At 64.0% G+C, this 16,719-nt stretch carries 17 protein-coding genes; 9 read left to right on the top strand and 8 right to left on the bottom strand.

Annotated elements, in window-relative coordinates:
* The first annotated feature begins 425 nt into the window (after positions 1 to 425).
* Positions 426 to 734 (top strand): hypothetical protein, encoded by a 309-nt coding sequence (locus tag ACHL_RS04790; protein ID WP_015936166.1) that lies wholly within the window; start codon positions 426 to 428, stop codon positions 732 to 734.
* Positions 735 to 919: 185 nt separating this feature from the next.
* Here the strand turns inward: ACHL_RS04790 and ACHL_RS23340 are convergent, their stop codons facing one another.
* Positions 920 to 1,360, bottom strand: a complete 441-nt coding sequence (locus ACHL_RS23340) for a DUF6896 domain-containing protein (protein WP_015936167.1) — start codon at positions 1,358 to 1,360, stop codon at positions 920 to 922.
* Between the two features lie 163 nt (positions 1,361 to 1,523).
* Between ACHL_RS23340 and ACHL_RS04800 the strand changes: the two genes are divergently transcribed.
* The 3 genes from ACHL_RS04800 (at position 1,524) to ACHL_RS04805 (ending at position 4,153) form a co-directional block, all read left to right on the top strand.
* Complete coding sequence (locus ACHL_RS04800) at positions 1,524 to 2,153, top strand: suppressor of fused domain protein (protein WP_015936168.1); 630 nt, start codon at positions 1,524 to 1,526, stop codon at positions 2,151 to 2,153.
* Positions 2,154 to 2,590: 437 nt separating this feature from the next.
* Positions 2,591 to 3,010, top strand: coding sequence for a hypothetical protein (locus ACHL_RS24115; RefSeq protein WP_139187468.1), 420 nt, complete (start codon positions 2,591 to 2,593; stop codon positions 3,008 to 3,010).
* 210 nt (positions 3,011 to 3,220) lie between these two features.
* Positions 3,221 to 4,153, top strand: a complete 933-nt coding sequence (locus tag ACHL_RS04805) for a leucine-rich repeat domain-containing protein (RefSeq protein ID WP_015936171.1) — start codon at positions 3,221 to 3,223, stop codon at positions 4,151 to 4,153.
* A 277-nt stretch (positions 4,154 to 4,430) separates the two neighbouring features.
* Here the strand turns inward: ACHL_RS04805 and ACHL_RS04810 are convergent, their stop codons facing one another.
* Complete coding sequence (locus tag ACHL_RS04810) at positions 4,431 to 4,826, bottom strand: hypothetical protein (protein WP_244266518.1); 396 nt, start codon at positions 4,824 to 4,826, stop codon at positions 4,431 to 4,433.
* 278 nt (positions 4,827 to 5,104) lie between these two features.
* On the opposite strand from ACHL_RS04810, the gene ACHL_RS04815 reads away from it, so the two are divergent.
* Positions 5,105 to 5,680: a recombinase family protein gene (locus ACHL_RS04815; protein WP_171908946.1), complete on the top strand. Its 576-nt coding sequence runs from the start codon at positions 5,105 to 5,107 to the stop codon at positions 5,678 to 5,680.
* Positions 5,681 to 5,729: 49 nt separating this feature from the next.
* On the opposite strand, the gene ACHL_RS04820 is transcribed toward ACHL_RS04815, so the two are convergent.
* Genes ACHL_RS04820 through ACHL_RS04830 form a run of 3 tightly spaced genes read right to left on the bottom strand, consistent with a single transcriptional unit; the run spans position 5,730 to position 8,436 of the window.
* Positions 5,730 to 6,746: a LacI family DNA-binding transcriptional regulator gene (locus tag ACHL_RS04820; protein ID WP_139187466.1), complete on the bottom strand. Its 1,017-nt coding sequence runs from the start codon at positions 6,744 to 6,746 to the stop codon at positions 5,730 to 5,732.
* 37 nt (positions 6,747 to 6,783) lie between these two features.
* Positions 6,784 to 7,677 carry a 5-deoxy-glucuronate isomerase gene (gene iolB / locus ACHL_RS04825; protein WP_015936175.1) on the bottom strand — a complete coding sequence of 298 codons (894 nt, stop codon included), beginning with the start codon at positions 7,675 to 7,677 and terminating at the stop codon, positions 6,784 to 6,786.
* An 18-nt stretch (positions 7,678 to 7,695) separates the two neighbouring features.
* A complete protein-coding gene (locus tag ACHL_RS04830) occupies positions 7,696 to 8,436 on the bottom strand; it encodes a GntR family transcriptional regulator (RefSeq protein ID WP_015936176.1) in 741 nt (246 codons plus the stop codon).
* A 281-nt stretch (positions 8,437 to 8,717) separates the two neighbouring features.
* Between ACHL_RS04830 and ACHL_RS04835 the strand changes: the two genes are divergently transcribed.
* Entirely contained in the window at positions 8,718 to 10,136 is a 1,419-nt protein-coding gene (locus tag ACHL_RS04835) for a sugar porter family MFS transporter (RefSeq protein ID WP_015936177.1), read from the top strand.
* 160 nt (positions 10,137 to 10,296) lie between these two features.
* Positions 10,297 to 11,442 (top strand): LOG family protein, encoded by a 1,146-nt coding sequence (locus tag ACHL_RS04840; protein WP_015936178.1) that lies wholly within the window; start codon positions 10,297 to 10,299, stop codon positions 11,440 to 11,442.
* Positions 11,443 to 11,473: 31 nt separating this feature from the next.
* Here ACHL_RS04840 and ACHL_RS04845 read toward each other — a convergent pair whose 3' ends face one another.
* Positions 11,474 to 12,415, bottom strand: coding sequence for a matrixin family metalloprotease (locus tag ACHL_RS04845; RefSeq protein ID WP_015936179.1), 942 nt, complete (start codon positions 12,413 to 12,415; stop codon positions 11,474 to 11,476).
* Between the two features lie 27 nt (positions 12,416 to 12,442).
* Complete coding sequence (locus tag ACHL_RS04850) at positions 12,443 to 13,633, bottom strand: VIT1/CCC1 transporter family protein (RefSeq protein WP_015936180.1); 1,191 nt, start codon at positions 13,631 to 13,633, stop codon at positions 12,443 to 12,445.
* Between the two features lie 278 nt (positions 13,634 to 13,911).
* Here ACHL_RS04850 and ACHL_RS04855 point away from each other — a divergent pair, with 278 nt between their 5' ends.
* Positions 13,912 to 14,136, top strand: coding sequence for a hypothetical protein (locus ACHL_RS04855; protein ID WP_015936181.1), 225 nt, complete (start codon positions 13,912 to 13,914; stop codon positions 14,134 to 14,136).
* Positions 14,137 to 14,264: 128 nt separating this feature from the next.
* Here ACHL_RS04855 and ACHL_RS04860 read toward each other — a convergent pair whose 3' ends face one another.
* On the bottom strand, positions 14,265 to 15,791 hold the full coding sequence (locus ACHL_RS04860) for a sodium:solute symporter (RefSeq protein WP_015936182.1): 1,527 nt from the start codon (positions 15,789 to 15,791) through the stop codon (positions 14,265 to 14,267).
* A 260-nt stretch (positions 15,792 to 16,051) separates the two neighbouring features.
* On the opposite strand from ACHL_RS04860, the gene ACHL_RS04865 reads away from it, so the two are divergent.
* The gene (locus ACHL_RS04865) at positions 16,052 to 16,627 is read left to right on the top strand and encodes a helix-turn-helix domain-containing protein (RefSeq protein ID WP_015936183.1); all 576 of its coding nucleotides are present in this window, start codon (positions 16,052 to 16,054) and stop codon (positions 16,625 to 16,627) included.
* The last annotated feature ends 92 nt before the right edge of the window (positions 16,628 to 16,719 follow it).

Raw genomic sequence — 16,719 nt, forward strand, 5'->3', positions numbered from 1 at the left:
ATTGATCGTGACCCAAAGCAGCCATCTACAAAGGGCCGAAACAAGAGGCGGAACAGCAAGCGCTACTTCAGGGAAAGTTAGACCGTGATTCCAAGGGATGCTTAGTAGGAAAAACGGATGACGGCAGCCAGACCGTCCTGATCTTTCCGGAGGGGTCCACTCCGACCACGGACGGCGTAAAGCTTCCGACAGGGGAACAATTCGCTGTCGGAGATTCCGTCTCCTTCGGGGGCGGCAACACCACGTCGTCACAGGTAACAGCGGAATGCTCTGCCTCAGCAGAACCATTCCTGATTATGAGCGGTACTTCGTAAGCCAACCTTTCAGGTCCACCGCGAGTTGCCCGTTAGCCGACCGGCTTACGGGCGGCTAGTCCGAGGTCCGTCGCTGCGCGTGAGGTCTTGGCAACTACGTAGGATTTGTGGATGAGTCGCAATCAGCACAACGTTGAAGTTTTCAGAGACGAGATAATTGCCGTAGCCGCAGAGCTACGTGCTGTGGCCCGCTCAGAACAGGACAAGCAGCGAATAGAAGTTGCCGACTGGCTCGACGAACAGTTCATCGGTATCTCAGACCCGCGCGTTCTGCGTGAAGCAACACGGAATGCTCTCACCTTGTTCCAAGGCGGCATGGGATCGTTCCAGGATGTCGGCACAGAGGCCTCGGCGCACGCGGTCAGTCGGCTGCGTAGTGCGCTGGTCCGTGGGCTCGATACTGGCGTTCGCGACTCGTGAATGTGCTCATGGCGCCTCCGTAGTGTCCGGTGGAGGATCGGCAAACGGACACGCGAGCGGTTTGTGGCTCGCATAGGTGCCTTGTCTGAACCGCTCGTGCAATCCATGCCGGCGGAATCGTGATGGTGGAATGTCCCATGCCGCTAATACACCCCCGATGTTGGTGGCGAACGGATCCTGCCGGTTCAGACAGCAGGTCCCATGGTGAGGTCGTAGCGTCCATCTGGCCATGAGAACTGGTCGGATGCGATCTGCAGAATCGAAGGCGACTGCATCGCCGCGGTGCGCAATGATTCTTTGCTGACTGTCTCGTTGCCTATCGACCGGGCAAACATGAGTATCCGCCAGGAATCGAAGACAGCGCGTCCGTCATCATCCCAATCCACGTCCAAGTCCTCTCCGCTGTCCAGTTCAAAGCGACAACCCACGCCATGCAGATGAAAGGCGCCCCAGCCGTCCAGCCGCCCGGAGCGTACGGGATCGCTGCCGTCTCGGGGCACCAGCCATAATCCGGTCCACACGGTCGGACGCTCTGTTCCGCCGTACTGCATGAAAAGAGCATCCAGGCACCGGGAGGTCAGCCGGAAGAACGACTCAACAATTTCGTGGGATGCAATGCTGCTCATTGGGCCATCCTGTCAAAGCACAGCACCAGTCAGGTTCGCAAAGGGCTCGAATCGCACTATCAATTCAAGCAAGACGGCTCAGATATGCGCAGGGTCCGGTAGGGGATCCTTTCGTGCATCACGGGTTCGCAGCTTTTCCCGGAGCTAGTGCGTTCTGTTCGCGGTGAGGTTATGCTGCGGCAATGGCGACCGCCGGCAGCGGGGATGGGAAGGAGCAGCCATCACGCACCTTGTCGAGCACCTTGAACAATATCTCGGCCCCATCTCTGGGGGATGGTCCAGGGACGCGGACGGACGGCCGGCACACGCGCAGGTCGTCAAGTTTGACGACGGTCCCCTGGACGGAGTTGTTGCCTACTCGACGCTGGGGCTGAGCCGGTGCGCATTGGCTATGCCGGGCAGGGCGCCGATCCGGATTGAACTTTTGATGTTGGTCCGCCGCGGCCACTTTGAGCGGTACATTCCTTCCATGATGCAGCAGCTCGCGGAGGAGATGATTCACGAGGGACGCGCTCCGCTTCGAGGTGAGGTCATCGGTCCCAGAGGGCCGCTCGATCCTGATACCCGGCTTGAAGCTTTCCTCGTGTACAGCCCCTATTACCAACCCGATGGGTTTGCTGTCTGCGAGGACGTGGATGGACCCATCATCATTGCCAACCTCGTTCCGCTGTTCCCTGCTGAGGCCAACTTCGCTGCGACGCACGGCTGGGAGGCGTTGGAGGGCCTCCTGGTGGAGCACGATCCGGACGTTGATGACTGGCTGCGGCCTCCGCTACCGGTGCACAACCATTAAGCGTCAACTCCACCACGCCATTGTCCGAAGCAAATTCCGTGAGATTGCGCGGCATAAGGAAGGATCGTCCCATGGAGTCGATCTCGTGGTCGAGAGCGTCGCAGCCCGAGGCCCGTGCCGCCGTGCTGCAATTTATAGACGCCGATGACCGAGTCGAGATCTCGTAGGTGATCCCTCACTGCGAGTCCGGTAAAGGATCCTCCACCGCGCTTCTAAAGTCCCTTAAACGACTCGGCTTTGAGCGTCACAACAGGCCGCGAAAAACCCTCGGTTATGTCACTCACAGGCACTTTCGAGGCCAAGAACACACTCATTACCGTGGACTGCCCATAAACTCTAAACAAACCGGTCAGCCCCTGACTTGCCCTCCGCAATCTGACGATAGAAGACCTTTGGTAAGAAGCCGATCTGCTTTCAGCAAAATTCTCCTGATCCTGGTGGTCAGCATCCTGAGCGCGATGTCTATGTCCTGCAGTCCAACTGCAACACCGACACGCGAAGACATTATCGGAACGTGGACCTACGCGGCTAACGACAGCACCTACAAGACACAAGCGCTCAACGGCACGCTGGTGTTCCATGAAGATGGCACGTTCCAGCTCGACCGAATACCTGCAAAAGTAGTGTCTTTCATTGGTCCAGATGTGCCTACTTCCGAACACGGAACGTGGACCATCGTCAAGGAGGCCCGCGGAATAGACAAACCCTTCGTTGATATCACTACGTCAGGGTCAGAAGTCTTGAACGGTAGATGGCGTGGACAGTTTCTCGTCGAAGGCAACGGCAATTCCCGCCGGCTGGTGGGCATTATCGGCGACCGAGACGCGGATATGAACTACGTACTGCGACGACACTAAAAAGTGATGCCACCATCCTGGACGCCGATGAGAGCTACCCAAAGGCTCCCAATTAAACAGCCGTGGATAACCCGAATTGACCCCAGATGTGGACAGCTAGAGGCAGCCTGAGCAACCGACCGGCATCGCTCCTCAGTAGGCACCGTGCGAAGGCAGACCACCGTGCAATGGCCGGCCACCTAGAGTTGCCTTAGACAGAAACGGAGACCCATGTCGATCCTGCCGCAAGACACTGTTCCTTACGACGGGTATTCACTCGCAGAAACGCCCGAAGGCCTCAGCCTTTTTGTCCATGGGCAGTGGAACGCGGAGATGGAATCACTGGTCCAAAGCGGCCGCGTCCATGAGCTGGCGCTGATTGGCGCGCATGGCTTTGCCGAACCTGACCTGAAATTCCTGCAGCCATGGCCCCTGTCGCGTTTGCTAGTGACTGCCCGATGGATAACAGACCTCGCACCGATTAGCCGCATGGCGGAGCACCTAACAAGCTTGAGCTTGCCGGCTACTCATCCCTCCGCTGTTGGTACCTTTGAAGTCGGTATGTTCCCGCACCTGTCGTCGCTCTCAATTTCTTGGGGCTTTATCAAAGACCAGCAAGCGGCTTTGGCATCACTTACCGACCTCTATCTCGAGAGCTATAGTCCGGTTGACCTGGCACCGTTGGCGGCCGCGAAGTCGTTGAACAGGCTTCGCATGAAACAGTACCCTCAACTGCGGTCATTAGACGGTCTGGGATCCTTCGAAAAACTCAAAACTCTCGGAATTTTCCTGGCGCCCAAGCTTGCAGATGCCTCTGCGCTTCGGACCGCGCCGACGGGGCAATCAATTCGCGAGCTGCACTTCGATACCTGCAAGAAGATTCCCGCATTAGACGACGTAGCCAGCGCCAAGAATGTCCATGTCCTTAACATGGCCAACAGCGGAGACTTTCCTTCACTTGCACCTCTGGCCGAGATGCCTGAACTGCGGGAACTGCATCTCTCCGAGTCGACCCGGATCATTGACGGGGACCTCAGTCCGCTCCTCACACTTCCTAAACTTCAAAAGCTGAGCATCGCCAACAGGCGCCACTATTCTCCGCAAGTAAGTGAAATCAAGAGACAACTCGGCATCGAACATTCTTCACGTTCGGCGAAGCCCTAGCCTGCCACAGATACCTGAAGTTCTAGCCAATGCCGACCGGCCCTGCAACTGGGTCGATTGAGGTCTATTCGGCGCCAACTCCTTTGGCTGAACCAACGAAGGCTCCTTGGGGAGTGTTTCCAAAAGGACGGATCATCGCGCTGAACACGGACAAGGGCGTCGTCGAATTGGCTGCAAGTCCCGCCAGCCTGGCTCTGCTCCGAGAACGATGCCTAGAAGAAGGGACATAGGGAAGGTTCCACTTACCGATCCTTCATCCGACAGTGGAGGGTCGGCGTCAGGAAAACACCAGGCTTATGGTGAGCAACAGAATTCCGGTGGAGAAAAGCAAAATACTGAATCCAGTGCCAAGGGATTCCATAGCTCTGATCTGCCGTTGCGCTTCATCCTGCTCGGGTCGGTGGCGATTAAGCATCGTCATGACGGTCTGGTATTGATATCGCGCGATGTCCCTGCGGAACATAAGCCAAATCGCAGAGACGAGAAGGAGTACCAGCCCGAATCCGTTGATTTCTGCGGTACTAGGAGACAACCCGGACACATACATCGCAAGCAAGTAGATGCCCGTGGCTGCCGCCACGCACAAGGCAAACTGCAGCAGGCGACGCTTATCAAACGCCTGACGTTGTTCCGTCCAACCGAGCCAGCTTGTCCTGCGCTCAAGTGTGCGCATCCATAGGAAGGTTCCTAAGCCTCCGACAACGAAGAACAAGCCGAGGGACACTATCAAGAGTTCACGCATAGTCCTGACATTATCCTGACTGCGGAAGCGGCCGAGGAGTCGTATGAGGTGTCCCGTACAGAGCGTCCGTAACGTCCCGTAAGCCGGTCGAGCAGCGTGCTCAAAGAGGCGGCCGGCAGGTTCCGCGCCGTTGCTGCGAAGCGGTACGTACGTATGACCCGTACGGTGATGTGTACGCTGGCGGGGGGAATAGTGCAACTATGTTCCTCATGACTGGAATAAAGATCGGTTATGCCCGGGTCTCGACGAACGACCAGGACCTCACGGCCCAACGAAACGCCCTCCTTGCCCTGGGGGTTGATGAGAAGCAGATCTTCGTCGATCACGGACTGACCGGAGCCAATCGGGTACGCCCGGGGCTCCGAGAAGCGATGGCGGCGTGCCGGGCCGGCGATACCCTCGTGGTGACTAAGCTCGATCGGCTGGCGCGGTCCCTTTCGGATGCCAGGGACATCGCCGACGAACTGACGGCCAAAGGGGTAGTCCTCAGCCTCGGGGGCAGCACCCACGATCCGACTGACCCTGTAGGCCGGCTGCTGTTCAACGTCCTGGGAATGGTGGCCGAGTTTGAAGCCGATCTGATCCGGATGCGCACCCGCGAAGGAATGGCCGTTGCAAAGGCAAAAGGGCGGCTGAAAGGAAAGCCGCCAAAATTGTCCAAGGCGCAGCGAAAGCACCTTTTGACACTGCACGATGCCGGAGAGCACACACAGGCCGAGCTGGCCGAGTTGTTCAGCGTGTCACGGACGACGGTTTACCGCGAGCTTAAAAGGCGCTCCATCTGAAGTTTGACCGGCGCCGCTGCCAAGGGTTATGGAGGCGTGGAGCCAAGGATCAGGCCGCGGGGTCGGAGGAGCGGCGGACCATCAGGGCCGGTTCCAGCTTGCGTGTTGAAGCCGGCCCGGCGGTCCCGCTGATCCGGTCCAGCATGGCCTGCGCCGCCACCTGGCCCAGCTCCCTGGCGTGCTGGTCGATGGACGTCAGGCCAATCAGTGGGGAGGCGGCAAACTCAATGTTGTCGCAGCCAACAACGGCAACATCGCCCGGGACAGCGAGGCCACGGCCCGCCAGTGCTTCCATGACGCCGATGGCCGTGAGGTCGTTATGCGCGAAAATAGCGGTGGGCAGCTCCGCCCCCGAGCCGAGGAACTGTTCCATCACCGAGCGTCCGCCTCGTTCGGTCATGTCGCTGTGCACCAGCTGGGGCTCGAGGCCGTGCTCCTTCATGGCATGCAGGTAACCCTCGCGCCGGGCGGTGTACGGGAGCCAGTCGGAGATGTCCACGTGGGCAATCCGCCGGTGCCCCAGGCCATAAAGGTGCTCCACGGCGAGTACGCCGGAACGGAAGTCATCCGTCAAAACCGAATCGACGCCGTCGACCTCCATCTCCCGGGTGATCACCACGCCAGGTGTGCCGCGCAGCGCGGCCGCCAGGTCCTCCGACGTGCCGGTGTACCCGGCCAGGATCACCCCGTCCACCCGCAAGTCCACGAAGGAACGCACCGCTTCGAGCTCGGTGCGCGGATCCGCGGAGCCCACGGCGACCATCACCTGGTTGCCGCTGCCGGCCAGCCCTGCGCTGAGGCCGTCATGGATGTCCGCGAAGACGGAGTTGTGCAGGTCCAGGAACAGTACGCCCAAGGTGTGGGTGCGGTGGCTGGCCAGCCGGCTCGCCAGCCTGTTGGGGGAGTAGCCCAGGGCGGCGGCGCTTTCCAGCACCGCCGTCCGCTTGGCAGGCGACACCTTGGGGGAATCGCGCATCACCAGGGACACCAGCGCCCGGCTGACTCCGGCCTTGCGCGCCACATCCTCCATGGTTACGGACCGCGGCGAATGGGAAGTCTGTTTCACAAGACTCCACTATGCCAGCCGGCAGGCCAGCCTGGCCTTAGGCCCCGAACGGCAGCCGCGGGTCGACGTTCAGGGTGTCCCATGTTTGGCGCACCCAGCCGTGATGCGGGTCGTCGCTGATCAGCCATTCCCGGACGGGGCCCGGACCTGCCATGACGTTGAGGTAGTACAGGTCGTAGCCGGGGGCCGCCATGGCCGGGCCGTGCCAGCCGTAGGGGACCAGCACGACGTCGCCGGTCCGGACTTCGGCGGATACATCAATGGGGCGCTCATCCGAGGCGTAGACGCGCTGGTAGCCGATGGCGTCGGCGTCGGACGGTGCCCCGGATCCGGCGGCCACCTGCGTCTCGAAGTAGTAGATCTCCTCGAGGTGGGTTTCGCCGTCCTTTTCCTCGTCATGCTTGTGCGGGGGATAGGAGGACCAGTTCCCGGCAGGGGTGAGGACTTCGCAGACGATGAACCGGTCCGCTTCCAGCGCGGCGGGTGTACCGAAGTTGTGGACCTGCCGTGAGCAGTTGCCGGCGCCGCGCAGTTCCACGGGGGTGTCCGCGGCGGGGACGAGCCGCGTGGGGTACGAGGCTTTGGCGGGTGCCGTCGCGACGGCGACCCGGCCGCCGTCGGACGAGCTGATGGACACGGCGCGCCCGGAGCCGGAATAGAGGACGTCGCTGGGGCCGGAGAACACCGAGGGGCGCCCGGCGAGCGGATAGTCGGTCCCGTCCACGGTCACGGTGAAGGACCCGTTGAGGGGCACCACGATGCGCTCTTCATCAGCCGAGGGAAGTTCGACGGCGGCGCCCGCGGCCAGGGTGGCCACCTTCAGGCCGGTGTGTGCCCACCCTTCTACGGTGAGGGAGGAATCGGAGGTGCCGAGGGAGACGTCCCAGGGGCCGTCGGCGGCGGTGCCCAGCGGGTAGACCCAGTTGGCCATGCAGTTTGCTCCTTGCAGTTAGCGCTGTACGAGTGTCATTTCAAAGCTGTAGGAATCGGCGCGGTAAACGTGGTGGCCGGTTTCGATGTGCCGGCCGGTATCGTCCACCGCGGTGCGCTCCATGGTGACCAAGGCTGAACCTTCGGCCGCGTCCAGCATGGAGGCCTGGTACTCGTTGGCCGTCACAGCCCCGATCCGCTGCGTGGCCAGCCGGAAGTTGACGCCGCCGCGGCGGAGGATCGAATAGAGGCCCTCGGCTGACAGAGTCGCCTCGTCCATGGAGGCAATGTCGTCGCGCACCCAGTTCTCCATCAGGGCCAGCGGCTTCCCGCCCACTTTCCGCAACCGGGTGAAGTGGTACACCTTGGATCCGGCCGGCAGCTGCAGGATTGCAAGGGTGGCGTCGTCGGCCTCGATGTGGGAGAAGCTGAGCACCTCGGTGGTGGGCTTCTTGCCGTTGTTGGTGAGGTCGTCGTAGAGGCTGGAGAGTTCCAGGGGGCGGCGGACCTGGCTGGACACCACCTGGGTTCCGACGCCGCGCTTCCGCACCAGCAGGCCCGAACGCACCAGTTCATCCATGGCCTTGCGCATAGTGGGCCTCGAGAGGTTCAACTGAGCCGCGAGGTCGATCTCGTTGTCCAGCCGGCTGCCCGGTTCCAGCACACCGCTGTGGATGGCTGCCTCAATGCCCTGAACCACCTGGTGGTAAAGCGGCACGGGGGAGGAGCGGTCGATGCTGAGGCCCAGGTTGTTCGCCACGGTGTATTCCTGTTCTAGTCGCAGCGTCCGGCTCCGCCCGGATGGGGCGCAGCCGCTTTGCCGCCATATGTTCTCTTGATAGGACATACTTTCTGGTTCGATCGTAGCAGGCGGGGTTGTTGGGTCAAGGCTGCCTGTGACGCAGGCGGGCCGAACGCCTGCAAATTAAATTGTTCTGACATTAGGACTTTCTCTTGACGCGGAATATTAGAGCGCTCTAATGTGGTGGCACGCATCACATTCCAGACCGTTCGGTCCCATAGAGAATCTGAGAGGCAACAATGCTGTTGCAGAAACCTTCCCCCAGCGCCCCGGGGTCCACCCGCAGGGGATACCTGGCCCGCCTGACCGTCATCTCCACGCTCGGCGGCCTGCTGTTTGGCTACGACACCGGCGTGATCTCCGGCGCCCTGCTCTACATGAACGACTCCCTGAACATGACCTCCGTCGAGGAAGCCACGGTGGTCAGCGCCCTGCTCTTCCCGGGTGCCGCCGTCGGTGCCCTGACCGGCGGGCGGATGGCCGACAAACTGGGCCGCCGCGGATCGCTGCTGGTCTGCGCGCTGCTGTTCCTGGTCGGCGCCATTGGCTGTGCCATCGCCCCCAACGTCACGTTCATGGTCATTGCCCGCATCGTCCTGGGCCTGGGAGTCGGCGCAGCGGCCGTCACCTGCCCGCTGTACCTCGCGGAAATGGCGCCGGCCCACCTCCGCGGCCGCATGGTGACCATCAACGAGCTCATGATCGTTACCGGCCAGATGCTGGCCTTCGCCATCAACGCCCTGCTGGACGCGCTGATTCACGACACCGAAGTGTGGCGCACCATGCTGGGCATTGCCTCGCTGCCGGCGTTGGCTCTCCTGGTCGGGATGCTCATGCTCCCCGAATCACCGCGCTGGTATGCCATCCGCGGCCGGCTCGAGGACACCCGCCGCGTCCTGTCCATGAGCCGCACCCCGGAACAGGCCGCCGTCGAATTCGAGGAAATCGCCCGGACGGCCAGCACCGCCAAAGCAGAACGCAACCACGCCCTGCGCGACCTGAAGAACAACCCCTGGATGCGCCGCCTGCTGTGGATCGGCATCGGCCTGGCCACAGTCCAGCAGGCAACCGGCATCAACACCGTCAACTACTACGCACCCACCATCCTCGAAAAAAGCGGGCTGGGCGTGAGTGCCTCGCTGGTGGCTACCATCGGCGTGGGCGTCACCTCGGTGCTCATGACCATCCTGGGCATCTGGCTGCTCGGCTTCGTGGGCCGCCGCAAGATGCTGATCATCGGCTTCTCCGGCGTGGTGGGCTCGCAGGCACTGTTGGCCATCGTCTTCCTCCTGCCGCAGTCCGACCTGGCCAGTTACACCATCCTGGCCGCCATGATGCTCTTCGTGGCTTTCGTCCAGTGCTTCATCGGCACCTGCGTCTGGCTCCTGCTCTCGGAGATGTTCCCCCTGGCCATCCGAGGGTTTGCCATGGGAATCGCGGTCTTCGCCCTGTGGACCGTCAACGCCGCCATTTCATTCCTGTTCCCCATCGTGGTCAACGCCCTCGGCTCCACCGGAACGTTCGGACTGTTCGTGCTGGTCAACGTTGCGTCCTTGGCCTTCGTGGCGAAGTTCGTCCCGGAAACGAAGGGCCACTCGCTCGAGGACCTTGAAGCACACTTCCGTGACGGTGAGGTGCCCGCAAAGGTCACCGCGTAGCCTCCGGCCGAGGCTCCGCACCCCGATATCCACCAGCCCAGGCACCGCGGGGCCGGGCCCAGCCCTTCCGGTAACACCCGGGCGGGCGGGGTCCGGCCCCGCGTTCGCGTTGGCTGGCCTAGGCTGAACCCATGACCAGCGGCGGACGACGACGGCAGCCATGAGCCATTCCGGAAAGCTGGGCCCAACGCCCCGCACCCTCGAAGTCGAGGACCTGGAGAGCTTCGACCGGCTGGTGGCCGCGGGAGCTGTCCGCGCCCACGGGTGGCATGCGCAGTCCCTGGACCTTCGGGGCAGGTCGGCGGCGCTCAACCGGCTGGATGTGGAAGGCGCCCTGTTCCTGGGCTGCACGTTCGACGAAGGGATGGAAAGCAAGCTCCGCGGCAGGGGTGCCCTGATCTTCCCGCGCCTGCAGGGGGTCCCCTTCGATCCCTACCGTTCCGCCCTGTACTCACCCGCCGAACTGTACGAAGGGCTTGCCGGCGCTCCCTACGAGGAACTGCCGGATGCACGGATCTACCACTGGAGCATCCAGCCGGGCCGGGAACACCGGGTGGAATCCACCCTGGCGTCATCCCTGCACGACCATGCCATCGGCGATGCGCTGGACGAGGTACTCCGGGCCGGCCCCTGGTCCGGGAAACGCATGGTGGGCGTCATGGGAGGGCACGCGGCGAAACGGGGGAGCGCGGACTACGCTGAGGCCGCGCGGCTGGGGCGGCTGCTGGTCAGCGGCGGACATGCGGTGGCCACCGGCGGCGGGCCGGGCGCCATGGAAGCCGCCAACCTGGGCGCCTACCTTGGCGGGTACGACGACGGCGGGCTGCAGGCCGCGCTCCGCCTCTTGGCTGCCGTCCCCGGCTTCCGCCCTTCCGTGTCCGCGTGGGCACGCGCCGCGGCAGCCGTCGTCGAACGCTATCCCGGCGGGACACCCTCGCTGGGCATTCCCACCTGGTTCTACGGGCATGAGCCGCCCAACTACTTTGCCACGCACATCGCCAAATACTTCGCCAACTCCATCCGCGAGGCTGTCCTTCTGGATGTCTGCCGGGGCGGCATCATCTTCCTCCCCGGCGCCGCCGGAACCGTCCAGGAAATCTTCCAGGACGCCTGCGAGAACTACTACGGCGCGCGGGAAAAGGTAACGCCCATGGTCCTGGTGGGCACGCAGTACTGGACCAGCGACTACCCCGCCTGGCCGCTGCTCCGGCAGCTTGCGGCGGGCCGCGCCATGGAGGACCGGATTTTCCTGGTGGATACCGTGGACCAGGCAGTGGCCGTGCTGCAGGACGGACGGGCGCTGTGAAGCCCCGGGCGGGGTCACTGCACGTACAGGCCTAGAGGTCCTTCCGGCACTGGGCCTTGCTGAGCTCATACAGGCCGTTGAGGTCCCCGTCCGCGAGGCTCCCGGAGGCGCCAACGGAACCGCCGATTTCCGGGTACATCAGCTGGGCGGGATCCGCCACATGGTCCAGCCCCATCACATGGCCCAGCTCGTGCAGGATGACCGCAGCGGCGTACAGCCTCCCGTCCGGCCGGCGCAGCTCTTCGGTGATCTGCGGGGCATCCAGGTCCAGGCTGCCGGTGACAAACGTCTTGGGACCGCCGTCGAAACTGAAGTGGGTGCTTCCGCCCGTGCCGATCACCTTGCCTGCGAGTTCCGGGGAAGCTTCCGGCGTGGTCCAGGCGATCAGCAGCGGCGCCCAGCGCTCGCCATATGCTGCTGGCTGGTACGCGGCGCGCTGCGGTGAAGGCTGTTCGCCGGTGGTGCCGTCATAGACGAAGGTGATGCCGGTGGCGGCCGAAATGGTGCTGATCGCATCCGGGACGAGCCGGTCCGAACCGGCAGGGGCGAGCTGGTCATTCACCACGTAGTGGAGGGGGCGGCAGGGCGAGTAGCCCACCGGGGTGCCGTCGCCGTTGACCGCCAGGAAGCCGTAGGAGTCGCTGCCCACCGCCGGAACTTCCGGCTCGGCGAGCGGAGCGGATTCCTCCTCGTATCCCGGCGGGGGCGCGTCCGTGCTGGCCGCTGACGGTTCGCCGGCGGATCCGGAGAGGGGATCCTCCCGGCCTTCCTCGGGTTTCTCCTGAGAGAGCCCGGGGCCCTCGCCGTGACCCTCACCTGCGGAGAACAGCTGACTGATCCGCGGGTCGCCCAGGGCCAGGGCGCCTCCCAGTACCGCCGCGGTGCAGAGCGCGACAGCAAGCACGGCCCGGTAAGCCGGGCCGTGCTTGCGTTGGGGGCGGTTCCCGGCGTGCCGGGGCGGGAATTCCTCCACTAGGGGGCTTTCACGGGTGGGCCGCCGCTAGCCGACGACGGTGCCGAAGACGAGCCCCAGCAGATAAGTGACGGCGGCCGCGCCCAGGCCGATGCCCAGCTGGCGCAGTCCCCGGGTGAGGGGTGACGTGCCGGACAGCAGGCCGACGATGCCGCCGGTTGCCAGCAATGCGACGCCCACCAGGGCGCCGGCAACCACCAGGGCTGAGACCCCGGTCAGGCCGAACAGGAACGGCAGGATGGGGATGATGGCGCCGGAGGCGAAGAAGCAGAAGCTGGACAATGCGGCTCCCCAGGCGGTGCCCACGGCCTCGTGCTGGTCCTCCTCCTCCGGCAGCTCGGGCTGGAGGGACAGGCTGGGGTCGCAGTCGCAGGAGAGCAGGCCCGTGCGTTCGGCCACCCGGTGTTCGGCTGCTTCGTGGGACATGCCCCGGGCCAGGTACACCAGCAGGAGCTCGTTGTGCTCCAGGTCCAGCTTGGGTGCCGCGGCCAGCGTGACCTGCGTGGGCCGGGTGGCGGCCAGCAGTTCACGCTGGGACCTGACGGAGATGAACTCACCGGCGCCCATGGACATGGCGCCGGCCAGGAGGCCCGCGATGCCGCTGAGCAGCACCACGCTGCTGGCGACGCCGGAGGCCGCCATGCCCATTACGAGTGACAGGTTGCTGACCAGGCCGTCGTTGGCGCCGAACACCGCGGCGCGGAAAGTGCCGGCCAGGCGGTTGCGGCCCCGTGTTGCCAGCCCGCGGACCACTTCCTCATGGATCTGTTCATCCGCGGCCATGGCGTCCGTGGCGTTGGGATCCTTGGCATAGGGCGACCGTCCTTCGGCGCGCTGCGCCAGCGCGAGCACGAAGACGGATCCGAAGTGGCGGGCCAGGAATCCGAGCATCCGGCTGCGGGCCGAGGCGGGGCGCGGTTTCCCGGCGTGGTCGCCGAGCAATCCCAGCCAGTGGGCCTCATGGCGGCCTTCGGCTTCGGCAAGGGCCAGGAGGATTTCGCGCTCCTCGCCCTCACGGTTTTGGGCCAGGTCGCGGTAAACGGCGGCTTCGGCCCGTTCGTCAGCAAGGTACTGGCGCCACCGCTTGAGGTCCGCGGATGACGGTGCGGGATGATGGCCCGTCTGGCCGGTTCGCGGGGCGGGCTCCGGGCTGGATGGGTGCGGGCTGGAATGGTGCGGCGCTGAATGGTTCGGCGTGGACTGGGCGTGCTGCGACACGAAGACTCCTGGGCTGGTGGGGCATGATGTTCGGCCCCGTTGCAGAGCCAGCCTACTGCGAATTTCCGCGGTTTTTCGGCTGGCATTCCTCGCTTCCGGGTTTCGGTGCGCCTTAAAACGGCGTGGCTTTTGCGTTGCCCGGGAGGCTCTCAGCCGCACTGTCCACAGCCGGCCGATGGACTCTTGACCCTGCCCGGCCGCGGTGTTGTGATGAAAGAGCGGCGCGGCCAGGCCGCCATCAACATGAGCACGTCAGGCGAAGACACGGAGGTTGAATCATGGGCACCACCGGACAGCACCCGGACATGCCGCACCTGGACGCCGTGGAGGCGGACCCCGCATACGACTACGCTGAGGACACACCGGTCGCGGGTGAGGACTGGGACGCCGAGGACGAATTCCTGGACCAGGAGGAGCCGGTGGTCCATGCGGCCCCGGTAGTGGTCGACGCCGAGGACCGTGTGGTCCCGCTCGATCCGGACGAGGTCCGTGACGGCGACTAAGCCGCCCCACGGGGAGTAGGACGGACGACGACGGCGCCTCCTCCCGCTGTCTGCGAAAGGAGACGCCGCCGTCGTGCGTTGCCAGTATTCAGAGCGTTCGGGGAAACCTTTCGGTTTCTCCGGGCCGGTCAGTTGGCGGCGATCCGCTCGGCGGACTCTTCCTGGGAGTCCTGCCCTGCCACGCGCCGCTGCCAGTTGCGCATGACGTGCGGCGCGGTGGGGCGGGTGAACAGCGAGACAGCGATGAACACCGCCGCGGAGCTGATCAGGCCGTAGTAGATCGGCTCGTTGGCGAACACGCCTGCCAGCGGTTCTTCAGCGTTGATCTCCAGGACGATCATGGTGCCCAGAGTCACCACGGACCCGACTGCCATGGAGGCTGCTGCCGCAATGCCGGTGCCGCGCTTCCAGATGAGCCCGCCGAGGATGGCCACGAGGAGGCCGCCCACCAGGATGTCGTAGGCGATGGTGAGTGCAGCCACCACGTCCTTGGTGACGATGGCGATCAGGATGGCCACGATGCCCAGGCCCAGGACCCACAGGCGGTTGGCCTTGACGTCGTGCTCGGGGTTGTCCGAATCGTCAGTGTTGATGGTTTTGCCGAACCAGCCGGCAACGAACGGCAGAACGTCGGCGCGGGCCACGGTGGCAGCAGCGATGAGGGCGCCGGACGCGGTGGACATCATGGCCGCAACAGCTGCCGCCAGGACCAGGCCGCCGATGCCGATGGGGAGCAGGTTCTGGGCCACCTCGGCGTAGACAACGTCCTTGCCTTCGGTGGCGACGTCGATGCTGGGCAGGGCCACGCGTGCACCGAGGCCGATGAGGGCGCCGGCAGCGCCGTAAAGGATGCAGTAGATGCCGGCGGTGGCGCCGCCCCAGCGGGCTACCCGCGGAGTCTTTGCGGTGAACACGCGCTGCCAGATGTCCTGGCCGATCAGCAGGCCCAGGGTGTAGACCACGAAGTAGGTGATGATGGTTTCGACGCCGATGCCGTCGATCTGGAAGAAGCTTTCTTCCACGCGGCTGCGGATGCCGTCCAGGCCGCCCGCGGCGTTCAGCGTAAAGGGCAGCATGAGGAAGAAGATGCCCACGGTCTTGATCACGAACTGGACCTGGTCCGCCAGGGTGATGGACCACATGCCGCCGATGGTGGAGTACACCAGGACGATCGCGCCGCCCACAGCTATGGCCACTGCCCGGTCCCAACCGAAAAGCACCACGAAGATGGTGGCGTAGGCGCCGGTGGACGTGGCGCACAGCATCAGAGTGTAGGCGAGCATGATGATGCCGGAGGTGCGGGTGGCCTGGCTGCCATAGCGCAGGGACAGCATCTGGGAGACGGTGTAGATCTTCAGCTTCTGGATGGTGCCTGCGAAGGCGAGGCTGAGGAGCAGGACACCGGCGCCGATGGCGACCACCAGCCACATGCCGGAGATGCCGAACTTGTAGCCCAGGCCAACGCCGCCCACCGTGGAGGCGCCGCCCAGGACGACGGCGGCCATGGTGCCGGTGTAGAGGAAGGGGCCCAGGCGGCGGCCGGCCACCAAGAAGTCGCTGTTGTTGCGGGTGCGGGACTTGCCCCACCAGCCGAACGCCAGCATTGCGACGAGGTACACCACCACGATGGCGATGTTGATGACACTTGCATCCATGTTGGGTTCCTTGGAGCTGATTGGCAGCCGACGCGCCCGGCGGGGATCCGGACTGAACTGCGGAAGATGGAAAAGGGAGGAAACTCCCGATAATTGCCTTATAGGCAACAGGTGTTTCCAAAGATTAGGCTGTGACCGCCGTAACAGTCAAGGGGAAGTTCGTGATCCGGGCCCGCGCGCCATGGAGGCGTCACACATGGTGGCGGCCATTAGTATTGCTGCAGAGCGGGGCCGGACTGCCGGCTATGAAAGGTTCTTAGATGAAGGCACTGCCAGTTGAGCCCAGCAATGTACCGGTTGCCATCGGCTCCCGGATTCGCGCGGCGCGGCAGTCCCAGCGGCTCACCATCGAGCAGGTGGCGGACGCCACCGGGCTGACCAAGGGCTTCCTGAGCAGGGTGGAGCGTGACCTCACCTCGCCCTCTGTTGCTTCGCTGGTGACGCTGTGCCAGGTCCTGTCCATTTCCATCGGTGACCTCTTTGTGGCGCCGGAGACCCATCTGACCAAGCGCAATGAAGGACCGCGGATCTCCCTCGGCGGGCAGGGGATTGTGGAACGCCTGCTGACGGCACGGTCCGAGCGGCGCATCCAGATCATCCAGGCGGTCATCGAGCCGCACGGCCGTGGCGAGTCCGAGCTCTACGCCGTGGACTGCGACGTCGACGTCCTGCACGTCACCAAGGGCAGCATCAGGCTGATCCTCACCAACGAGGAATACGACCTCAATGCGGGGGATACCGTCACCTTCCCCGGCCGTGAACCGCACACCTGGATCAACCCCACAGACAAGCCGGTGGAAGTGCTCTGGGTCCTGGTGCCCGCCGCCAGCCGGTAGATCCCTCCCTTCCTGGCTGTGTCCCTTCCTGCCCGGTTACTGTTCTCTATCCCCGGCGCGAGTCCCCAGTTTCCGCAGGGCGGGTTGAAGCG

Origin of the sequence: Pseudarthrobacter chlorophenolicus A6 (assembly GCF_000022025.1) — a bacterium.
GTDB lineage: Bacteria > Actinomycetota > Actinomycetes > Actinomycetales > Micrococcaceae > Arthrobacter > Arthrobacter chlorophenolicus.

Excerpts from the sequence above, each read along its gene's own strand:
- ACHL_RS04790 (WP_015936166.1), top strand. The coding sequence starts at position 426 with ATGAGTCGCAATCAGCACAACGTTGAAGTTTTCAGAGACGAGATAATT.
- ACHL_RS23340 (WP_015936167.1), bottom strand. The coding sequence starts at position 1,360 with ATGAGCAGCATTGCATCCCACGAAATTGTTGAGTCGTTCTTCCGGCTG.
- ACHL_RS04805 (WP_015936171.1), top strand. The coding sequence starts at position 3,221 with ATGTCGATCCTGCCGCAAGACACTGTTCCTTACGACGGGTATTCACTC.
- ACHL_RS04810 (WP_244266518.1), bottom strand. The coding sequence starts at position 4,826 with ATGCGCACACTTGAGCGCAGGACAAGCTGGCTCGGTTGGACGGAACAA.
- ACHL_RS04815 (WP_171908946.1), top strand. The coding sequence starts at position 5,105 with ATGACTGGAATAAAGATCGGTTATGCCCGGGTCTCGACGAACGACCAG.
- iolB (WP_015936175.1), bottom strand. The coding sequence starts at position 7,677 with ATGGCCAACTGGGTCTACCCGCTGGGCACCGCCGCCGACGGCCCCTGG.
- ACHL_RS04835 (WP_015936177.1), top strand. The coding sequence starts at position 8,718 with ATGCTGTTGCAGAAACCTTCCCCCAGCGCCCCGGGGTCCACCCGCAGG.
- ACHL_RS04840 (WP_015936178.1), top strand. The coding sequence starts at position 10,297 with ATGAGCCATTCCGGAAAGCTGGGCCCAACGCCCCGCACCCTCGAAGTC.
- ACHL_RS04855 (WP_015936181.1), top strand. The coding sequence starts at position 13,912 with ATGGGCACCACCGGACAGCACCCGGACATGCCGCACCTGGACGCCGTG.
- ACHL_RS04860 (WP_015936182.1), bottom strand. The coding sequence starts at position 15,791 with ATGGATGCAAGTGTCATCAACATCGCCATCGTGGTGGTGTACCTCGTC.
- ACHL_RS04865 (WP_015936183.1), top strand. The coding sequence starts at position 16,052 with ATGAAGGCACTGCCAGTTGAGCCCAGCAATGTACCGGTTGCCATCGGC.